The following is a 290-nucleotide window of genomic DNA, read 5'->3' as shown; positions in this document are numbered from 1 at the left end:
GAACACAAGCCTGTGTTTTATTTGGTCTTTTTTTTGTTGCCTTTGGAGCATATACTAGAAGCATAGAAACGTACCTTATAGGAGGAATGGAAAATGGCTAAAGTTCAAGATATTACAAGAGAATCCTGGATTCTTTCAACCTTCCCAGAATGGGGAACTTGGCTCAATGAAGAAATTGAAGAAGAAGTAGTGCCAGAAGGCAACTTTGCTATGTGGTGGCTTGGCAACTGCGGTGTCTGGATTAAAACACCAGGTGGTGCGAACGTGGTCATGGACCTCTGGTCATCACG

1 pseudogene is annotated in these 290 nt (G+C 43.1%); it reads left to right on the top strand.

The features are described 5' to 3' along the window. Positions 1-93: 93 nt before the first annotated feature. Positions 94-290 (top strand): annotated as a pseudogene (locus C1E99_RS12580) (L-ascorbate 6-phosphate lactonase); the annotation flags it as partial.

The organism is Streptococcus suis, from assembly GCF_002964045.1.
Lineage (GTDB): Bacteria > Bacillota > Bacilli > Lactobacillales > Streptococcaceae > Streptococcus > Streptococcus suis_U.
The sequence above is the reverse complement of the archived record's forward strand: the minus strand, read 5'-3'. Positions and strand labels throughout refer to the sequence as shown.